General features: G+C 74.7%; 8 protein-coding genes. 6 read left to right on the forward strand and 2 right to left on the reverse strand.

From position 1 onward, the window contains the following. The first annotated feature begins 10 nt into the window (after window positions 1-10). Window positions 11-865, forward strand: a complete 855-nt coding sequence (locus tag F6X68_RS27325) for an alpha/beta fold hydrolase (protein ID WP_192581558.1) — start codon at window positions 11-13, stop codon at window positions 863-865. A gap of 43 nt (window positions 866-908) precedes the next feature. Here F6X68_RS27325 and F6X68_RS27330 read toward each other — a convergent pair whose 3' ends face one another. Continuing rightward, window positions 909-1,781: an aldo/keto reductase gene (locus F6X68_RS27330; protein WP_151456956.1), complete on the reverse strand. Its 873-nt coding sequence runs from the start codon at window positions 1,779-1,781 to the stop codon at window positions 909-911. Between the two features lie 345 nt (window positions 1,782-2,126). On the opposite strand from F6X68_RS27330, the gene F6X68_RS27335 reads away from it, so the two are divergent. The 5 genes from F6X68_RS27335 to F6X68_RS27355 all read left to right on the forward strand — a co-directional run bounded on the left by F6X68_RS27335 (window position 2,127) and on the right by F6X68_RS27355 (window position 7,171). After that, the gene (locus F6X68_RS27335) at window positions 2,127-2,492 is read left to right on the forward strand and encodes a YciI family protein (protein WP_151456957.1); all 366 of its coding nucleotides are present in this window, start codon (window positions 2,127-2,129) and stop codon (window positions 2,490-2,492) included. A 359-nt stretch (window positions 2,493-2,851) separates the two neighbouring features. Then, window positions 2,852-4,300 carry a pyruvate kinase gene (gene pyk / locus F6X68_RS27340; protein ID WP_151456958.1) on the forward strand — a complete coding sequence of 483 codons (1,449 nt, stop codon included), beginning with the start codon at window positions 2,852-2,854 and terminating at the stop codon, window positions 4,298-4,300. After that, window positions 4,297-5,181, forward strand: a complete 885-nt coding sequence (locus F6X68_RS27345; protein ID WP_151456959.1) for an acyl-CoA thioesterase II — start codon at window positions 4,297-4,299, stop codon at window positions 5,179-5,181. The genes pyk and F6X68_RS27345 overlap by 4 nt, the downstream gene beginning before the upstream one ends. 139 nt (window positions 5,182-5,320) lie before the next feature. Beyond that, entirely contained in the window at window positions 5,321-5,791 is a 471-nt protein-coding gene (locus F6X68_RS27350) for an Rrf2 family transcriptional regulator (protein ID WP_151456960.1), read from the forward strand. A gap of 288 nt (window positions 5,792-6,079) precedes the next feature. Continuing rightward, window positions 6,080-7,171, forward strand: coding sequence for a sulfite exporter TauE/SafE family protein (locus tag F6X68_RS27355; protein ID WP_151456961.1), 1,092 nt, complete (start codon window positions 6,080-6,082; stop codon window positions 7,169-7,171). A gap of 235 nt (window positions 7,172-7,406) precedes the next feature. On the opposite strand, the gene F6X68_RS34890 is transcribed toward F6X68_RS27355, so the two are convergent. Next, window positions 7,407-7,733 carry a hypothetical protein gene (locus F6X68_RS34890; RefSeq protein ID WP_370518995.1) on the reverse strand — a complete coding sequence of 109 codons (327 nt, stop codon included), beginning with the start codon at window positions 7,731-7,733 and terminating at the stop codon, window positions 7,407-7,409. Window positions 7,734-8,232: the final 499 nt, after the last annotated feature.

The following is an 8,232-nucleotide window of genomic DNA, read 5'->3' on the forward strand; positions in this document are numbered from 1 at the left end:
AGGTGCAGCTTTGCTGCTCCGAAAGATCGTCCCCGCCCTCGCCGTCATGATCGCCGCCGTGCTCGCCGCCCCCGCCACGGCCGCTGTCGCGGTCCCCGACCGGCCCGCGGCCAGCACCGACCGGAGCGCCGCCGACCCGGCCGCCTCCGCCTCCGCCGTCGGGGACGGCGTCACCAGCACCGCCGCCGAGATCGCCGCCGCCGCGGCAGGTAACCCCGTCATCGTCGTCGGTGGCCTCAGCGGCATCGCCTCCGCCTACGGGCCGCTGGCCTCCCGGCTGCGCGTCGACGGGTACCGGGTCTGGGTCTACCAGCTGCCCAACCTCGGGCTCGGCGACATCCCCACCTCGGCCCGCGCGTTCAGCAGCTTCGTCGGGCAGGTCCGCGCGTCGACCGGCGCGGCCAAGGTCGACGTCGTCGCCCACTCCGAGGGCGGCCTGGTGTCCCGGTACTTCATCAAGAGCCTGGGCGGGGCCAGCAGCGTCGACCGCTACGTCAGCCTCGGCACCCCGCAGTACGGCACGTACGTGGCCAACATCGTGAAGTTCCTCGGCCTGGGCAGCTGCGCCGGCATCGTCGCCTGCCAGCAGATGTCGATCGGCTCGTCGTTCCTCGCCGGCCTCAATGCGGGCGACGACACCCCTGGCGCGGTCCGCTGGACGGCGGTGCGCACCCTCCAGGACGAGCTGGTGCGCCCCGTCGACAACGCCACACTGGCCGACGGAGCGACCAACGTGCTGATCCAGTCGGCGTGCCCCCTGCGGGTCGTCGGGCACCTCGGCCTGGTGCTCGACGGCACCACGTACACGGTGATCCGGCAGGCGCTGCGCGGGGAGGCGATCCGCCCCAACTGCCTCGCCCTGTAGCGGGCGGGGGCGGGCGGCCGTGCGCCGCCCGCCCCGCCCCGCGTCAGGCGGCCTTGGCGAGGGCCTCGTACTCGTCGTCGGTCAGCTGCACCTCGGCGGCGGCCACGTTCTCCTCCAGGTGCGCCACCGACGACGTGCCCGGGATCGGCAGCATCACCGGCGACCGGCGCAGCAGCCAGGCGAGCGCGAGCTGGGCGGGCGTCGCGCCGTGCCCGGTGCTGATCGCGTCCAGCGGACCGCCCGGCCGCGCCAGGTTGCCGGTGGCGATCGGGAACCAGGGGATGAACGCGAGGTCGTTGCGCTCGCAGTGCTCCAGGACGGCCTCCGCGCTGCGGTCCGCCAGGTTGTAGAGGTTCTGCACCGAGACGATCGGGGTGACGGCGCGGGCCGCCTCGATCTGCTCGACGGTCACCTCGGACAGGCCGATGTGCCGGATCTTGCCCTCCTGCTTGAGCAGCGCCAGCTCCCCGAGCTGGTCGGCGAGCGGCACCTGCGGGTCGATCCGGTGCAGCTGGTAGAGCCCGATGGCCTCCAGGCCGAGGTGCCGCAGGCTCAGCTCGCACTGCTGGCGCAGGTACTCCGGGCGCCCCACCGGACGCCAGTCGCCCGGGCCGGAGCGGGTCAGGCCGGCCTTGGTCGCGATGACCAGGTCGTCGGCGTACGGGTGCAGGGCCTCGCGGATCAGCAGCTCGCTGACGAACGGCCCGTAGGAGTCGGCCGTGTCGATGAACGTCACCCCCAGCTCGTACGCCCGGCGCAGCACCCGTACGGCCTCGGCCGGGTCCTTCGGGTCGCCCCACACGCCGGGGCCGGTGAGCTGCATCGCCCCGTAGCCGAGCCGGTCGACCTGGAGGTCGCCCCCGATCCGATACGTCCCCGAGGCCTTCGCGGGCTGCTTGCCGGCGTCATTCGTCATGCGTGGATTCCCATCCTGTCGTCCGTCTCCGGCGGTCGATCCCACCACCGAGAGGCTTTCCCGACGATCGTCGCCCACACCACCACCGGGGCGGATCGAGACCGGGATCACCCGCCGTAGGGCCGGACGCGGCCGGCGCGTCCCGGGTGCCCCGGGGCCCGCCACGACACGGCGCGACGTTGCCACAACCGGGCCGGGCGGGGGACGAAGTTGACCGGAGCGCCCGTGCCGGCCGGCTGCCCGTGCGACGCTGGCCGTGCCGGCTCGACGTCGACCACGGGCGTACGCCCCGCCGGTCGACCGAGCGCACGTCGCCGCGTGCGGCGCGACGCGGGAGGGAACGCCATGACGGGAGTGCCGCAGGTCGACTTCGCGCTCGACACGTACGAATGCATCGTGCTGTATCCCGGCGCGGCCGGGCGGGCGCTGCCGGCGGAGACGGTGCAGCGGTTGCAGGCCGAGCACCTCGCGCACATGCAGGCCCTGCAACGGCGGGGGATCATCCTGGTCGCCGGCTCGGTGGACGGCCCGGCCCGCGAACCGGACCCGCCGATCGGCTTCGGCCTGGCCCGCACCGGCTCCGTCGACGACGTACGCAGCGTGATGGAGGCCGACCCGGCCGTCCAGGCGGGGCTCTACCGGGTGGACGTGCTGACCTTCCTCTGCCCGGAGGGCTCGCTGGAGTTCCCGCTGGTCAAGACGCAGAGCTGAGCCCCCGGGTACGGGAGACCGCCGGCCTGCCGCGCCGCCGCGGCCCGAGCACCGCCCCCAACGGAGCGCCCCGCCGTCGACCTGCGGGCCGGGGCGGAGCCGACCGGGACGGCCGGCGGATCCGGCGCGGGCGCGCGGGGGAGGCCGTGGCGGCGTCGGGCGGAACGGCGGGGAGCACCCGGCTGCCCGGTAGCGCCGGGGGCGTACGATTCCCCGCGCGCGGTCGCCGATGCCCGCCGCCTCAACGTTCCGGCGTGGGTTCCGCCCGCCGGCTGCGCGCGTGACGCGCGTCGTTGGACAATGTTCCGCAGTCCGCAAGGGGTCGGCCCACAGCCAGACCCGGAGGAGAGACTAGCCTGATGGGCGTGACACGCCGCGCGAAGATCGTCTGCACTCTTGGTCCTGCCACCTCGTCGCCGGAGCGCATCCGGGGCCTCGTCGAGGCCGGCATGAACGTGGCGAGACTCAACTTCAGCCACGGGAGCCACGAGGATCACGAGGCGGTGTACCGGCTGGTCCGCGAGGCCGCGGAAGCCGCCGGACGGCCGGTGGCTGTGCTCGCCGACCTCCAGGGCCCGAAGATCCGGCTCGGCCGGTTCGCCGACGGCCCGCACGAGTGGCGCACCGGCGACTCGGTCGTCATCACCGGTGACGACATCCTCGGCACCAAGGAGCGGGTCTCCTGCACCTACCGCAAGCTTCCGCAGGAGGTCAAGCCCGGTGACCGGCTGCTGATCGACGACGGCCGGGTCGCCGTCGAGGTCACCGACGTCACCGGAAACGACATCCGCTGCCTGGTCACCGAGGGCGGCCCGGTCTCCAACAACAAGGGCGTCTCGCTGCCGAACGTGGCCGTCAGCGTGCCGGCGATGTCCGAGAAGGACGCCGAGGACCTGCGTTTCGCCCTCGGCCTGGGCGTCGACCTGATCGCGCTCTCCTTCGTCCGCTCGGCGGACGACATCAAGCTGGTGCACGGCATCATGGCCGAGGAGGGCGTACACCGGCCGGTGCTGGCCAAGGTGGAGAAGCCCGAGGCGGTCGACTGCCTGGAGCAGATCGTGCTGGCCTTCGACGGCGTCATGGTCGCCCGCGGCGACCTCGGCGTGGAGCTGCCGCTGGACCAGGTGCCGCTGGTGCAGAAGCGTGCCGTGCAGCTCTGCCGGGAGAACGCCAAGCCGGTCATCGTGGCCACCCAGATGCTCGACTCCATGATCGAGAACTCCCGGCCGACCCGCGCCGAGGCCTCCGACGTCGCCAACGCCGTGCTCGACGGCGCGGACGCGGTGATGCTCTCCGGCGAGACCAGCGTCGGCAAGTACCCGGTGCTCACCGTCAGCACCATGGCGAAGATCGTCACCACCACCGAGTCCGGCTCGATCGGCGTGCCGCGCCTCCAGCACGACCCCCGTACGCACGGTGGCGCGCTGACCGTCGCCGCCTCCTCGATCTCCCGGGCCATCGGCGCGAAGGCACTGGTCGCCTTCTCGCAGACCGGCGACACCGTGCGGCGGCTGTCCCGGCTGCACTGCGACCTGCCGCTGCTCGCCTTCACCCCGGTGCCCGAGGTGCGCAACCAGCTCGCCCTCTCCTGGGGCGTGGAGACGTTCCTGATGCCGTTCGTCGAGCACACCGACGACATGTTCCGCCAGGTCGACCAGGCGCTGCTCGGGCTCGACCGGGCCAACCCCGGCGACTACGTGGTGATCGTCGCCGGCAGCCCGCCCGGCACCCCCGGCTCGACCAACACGCTGCGCGTACACCAGCTCGGATCGCTGGTCGACGCGGCGTCGGCGCGGGCCTTGCAGTGAGCGACGCGGACGTCGCGGTCGGGCAGGCCGCGGTCGACCAGCTCCTGGAGGTGCTCGACCTGGAGCACACCGGCGGGATGACCTTCCGGGGGATGAGCCCCCCGGTCGGTCCCCAGCGGGTGTACGGCGGCCAGGTCGCCGGCCAGGCGCTGGTCGCCGCCGGACGCACCGTCGACCCGGCCCGCTTCGTGCACTCCCTGCACGGCTACTTCGTCCGCCCGGGCGACCCGGCCGAGCCGATCGTGTACGAGGTGGAGAACGTCCGCGACGGCCGCTCCTTCTCGGTGCGCCGCTCGGTGGCGCTCCAGCACGACAAGCCGATCTTCTTCATGTCGGCGTCGTTCCAGCGGACGGAGGAGGGCCTGGACCACCAGGCCCCCACCCCGCCCGACGTGCCGGCGCCGGACGAGGTCCCGACGATGGCCGACCGGCTCGCCCGCTACCCGGAGCGGCTCGGCATCTGGGCGCAGATCCCGCGCCCGATCGACGTCCGCTACGTCGGCGAGCCCGGCTGGGTACGCCCCGGCGACCGCCCCGCCGACCCCCACCAGCGGGTCTGGATGCGCATCGACGGCAAGCTGCCCGAGGATCCGCTGCTGCACGCCTGCGCGCTCACGTACGCCTCCGACCTGACGCTGCTCGACTCGGTGCTTTCCGTGCACGGCGAGGTCTGGGGCCCGGGCGGCGTGGTCGGGGCCAGCCTCGACCACGCGCTCTGGTTCCACCGGCCGTTCCGCGCCGACGAGTGGTTCCTCTACGACTGCTGGAGCCCGTCGGCCTCCGGCGCCCGAGGGCTCGCCACCGGCCGCATGTTCACCACCGACGGGCACCACATCGCCAGCGCCGTGCAGGAGGGTCTGCTGCGCCGCGTCGGCGACTGACCGTCCGACCGTCGTGGCGCGGCCCGACCCGTCGGGCTCGCCACCAGCGTCGTCTCCGAGGCCGCCCGCGCATCGCCACCGGCCGATCGGTCGAGGGGTGATCGTCCGGGCGGGTCGGTCAGGCGACTAACCTTGCCGCATGCGCCTCTCCGCCCGGGTCGACTACGCCCTCCGCGCGGTCGCCGAGCTCGCCTCGGTGACCGCCGACGCCGGGCCCGGGCGAAGCCGGCCCGTGACCGCCGACCAGATCGCCCGCGCCCAGGAGATCCCGCCGAAGTTCCTGGAAAGTATCCTGCTGCAACTGCGCCGGGGCGGCATCGTGCAGGCCCAGCGCGGCCCGGAGGGCGGCTACTGGCTGGCCCGACCGGCCGGGGAGATCTCGCTGGCCGAGGTGATCCGGGTGATCGACGGCCCGCTCGCGCACGTACGCGGGCATCGGCCCGAGGAACTCGGCTACCACGGGGCGGCGCGGGCCCTCCAGGAGGTCTGGATCGCCCTGCGGGCCAGCGAACGCGAGATCCTGGAACTGGTCACCGTCGCCGACGTGGCCGGCGGCACCCTGCCGGGCCGGGTCGTCGAGCTGGCCGCCGACCCCCGCGCCTGGACCTGACCCGCCCCGGCCCCGCCGCCGGGCTCGTTCCGCAGTTCCGGTGTGCTCCGGGATCCGATCCCCACCTGGGCCGCCGCCAGAGGGCATCGGGGCAGCCCCGGACCTGACCTGGTCCCGCATCCCTGCCTGACTTCTTGCCCGCTTCGGGATCGTGCTCGTCGCCGCCACGGCCGGGCCGCCGGGCGGCGTCTGTCGTCTCACTGACCGGTTGGAGGCTTGACCGGGGCACGCCCCGTGCCGCATTGTCGACCAAGTCGATAGGAGATACCGAAAAGTCAGGGGGCGCTCGTGCGCAAGCTGCTGGTCCTCGCGCTGGTCGGGCTCGCCGCGCAACTCGTCGACGGCGCGCTCGGCATGGCGTACGGGCTGACCTCCTCCACGTTGCTGCTGCTCGTCGGGGTGGCGCCGGCCGCCGCGTCGGCGTCCGTGCACCTGGCCGAGATCGGCACCACGCTCGCCGCCGGGGTGTCGCACTGGCGGTTCGGCAACGTCGACTGGCGGGTGGTCGGCCGGATCGCCCTCCCCGGAGCCGTGGGCGCGTTCGCCGGCGCGACCTTCCTCAGCTCGATCTCCACCGAGTCGGCCGCCCCGTGGATGGCCGGCATCCTGCTCACCCTCGGCGCGTACCTGCTGGTGCGCTTCTCCCGGCCGCTGCACACCGACCGGCGCGGCGGCCAGCTGCGCAGCCGCTTCCTCGGCCCGCTCGGCCTGGTCGCCGGCTTCGTCGACGCCACCGGCGGCGGCGGGTGGGGCCCGGTCGCCACGCCGGCCCTGCTGGTCAGCGGGCGGATGGAGCCGCGCAAGGTGATCGGCTCGGTGGACACGTCCGAGTTCGTGGTCGCCGGCGCCGCCAGCCTCGGCTTCCTGATCGGCCTCGGCTCCGAGGGCTTCCTGCTGCCCATGGTGGCCGCGCTGCTCGTCGGCGGCCTGATCGCCGCGCCGATCGCGGCCTGGCTGGTGCGCATCGTCCCCGCCCAACTGCTCGGCGCGGCGATCGGCGGCGTGATCGTGCTGACCAACGCCCGTACGCTGATGCGCTCGGCCGACCTCGGCGGCCCGGCCCGGCCGGCCGTCTACGCGCTGCTGGCCGTCGCCTGGGCTGCCGCCCTGGCCCTGGCCGTCCGGGCGCTGCTGCGCACCCGCCGCCAGCGCGCCGTCGCCGCGATCGCCTTGGCGGCCGACGCCCTGAGCCCGGCGACCGTCCCTCCGGCGACCGCTTCCCCGGCGGACGTCCCCCCGGCAGACGTCCCCTCGGCGGCCGTCGCCTCGGCGGCTGCCCTGGCCGGGGACCGTCTCCCGACGGCTGTCCCCGCGACGGCTGCCCCGGGCGAGGACCGTCTCCCGACTCCGGCGGCGGTCCCCTCGCTCAACAACCGCTGACCCTCGCCCCGGCGCCGCCCGCCCTGCCCTGCCCCGCATCGCGTCGCCCCGCATCGCGTCGCCCCGCATCGCATCGCATCGCATCGCGTCGCGTCGCGTCGCATCGCATCGCATCGCGTAGATCTTGGTAGGAACGTGCCCCTCCAGGGGCCGATTCCTACCAAGATCTGCCGCGGTTCGCCTCGCCGTGTCCGGCGAGGCGTGCCCTCCGCGTCGGTGTCGGCGTCGGGGAGGGCTATCGGGCGTCGACCTCGTCGATCTTCTCTGCGCCGAACGCCTCGCGGAGCAGTCGTACCGCCTGTTCCTCGCTGGACTCCCGCGCGGTCTGCTCGTCGATGACCTCGTCCAGTGGCTCGTCACCCGGGTCGAAGCCCTCGAAGTTCGGGGCCGCCGGCCGGGCACCGCCGGGGCGTCCCCCGCCGCCGCGCACCGGGCCGTCGAAGTCCGGGTCGTACGGCGGCTCGCCGGCCCAGTCGGCGTCCGCGGTCTTCCGGACCGGCTGGCCGGTACGCGGACCACGTCCCGCCGCAGCCGCCCGCGCCGCCGCGATCGCGCTGCTCACCGGGGGGCTGGCAGGCGCGGCCTGCTGCGGCGCACCCGAGGGACCGGCGGGCTTCGGTACGGCGGGCGCGGCGGTCGCCGACGCCGTGGCGGCGGTCGCCGGCCGGGTGGTCGCCCCTGCGCCGGGCAGGCCGGTCGCCGCCGGGGCAGCGGCTGCCGTACCGCTGGTCGACGTGACGGCCGACGCGCCACCCGGTCGAGCCGGTTCCGGCCAGTCGTCGCCGCCTCCGGCCGCGCTACCCGGGCGGGCCGGTTCGGGCCAGTCCTCGGCGCTGCCGGCAGCGGCGGGAGCACCTCCGCTGCCCGACGCACCAGCGCCGGAGGTGGGTCGGGTCGCCCCGCCCTGACCGCCCGCAGCACCACCCGCGCCGTTCGCGCCACCAGGCCCGCCGGCCGGGCCACTCGGACCGGCCAGCCCACTCGGACCGCCCGGACCGCTCGGACCGCCCGAGCCGGTCGCGCCGGTCAGGCCATTCGGGCCGCCTGGGTCGGCCAGGCCA

It is taken from the genome of Micromonospora sp. AMSO12t, from assembly GCF_008806585.1.
GTDB classification, from domain to species: domain Bacteria; phylum Actinomycetota; class Actinomycetes; order Mycobacteriales; family Micromonosporaceae; genus Micromonospora; species Micromonospora reichwaldensis.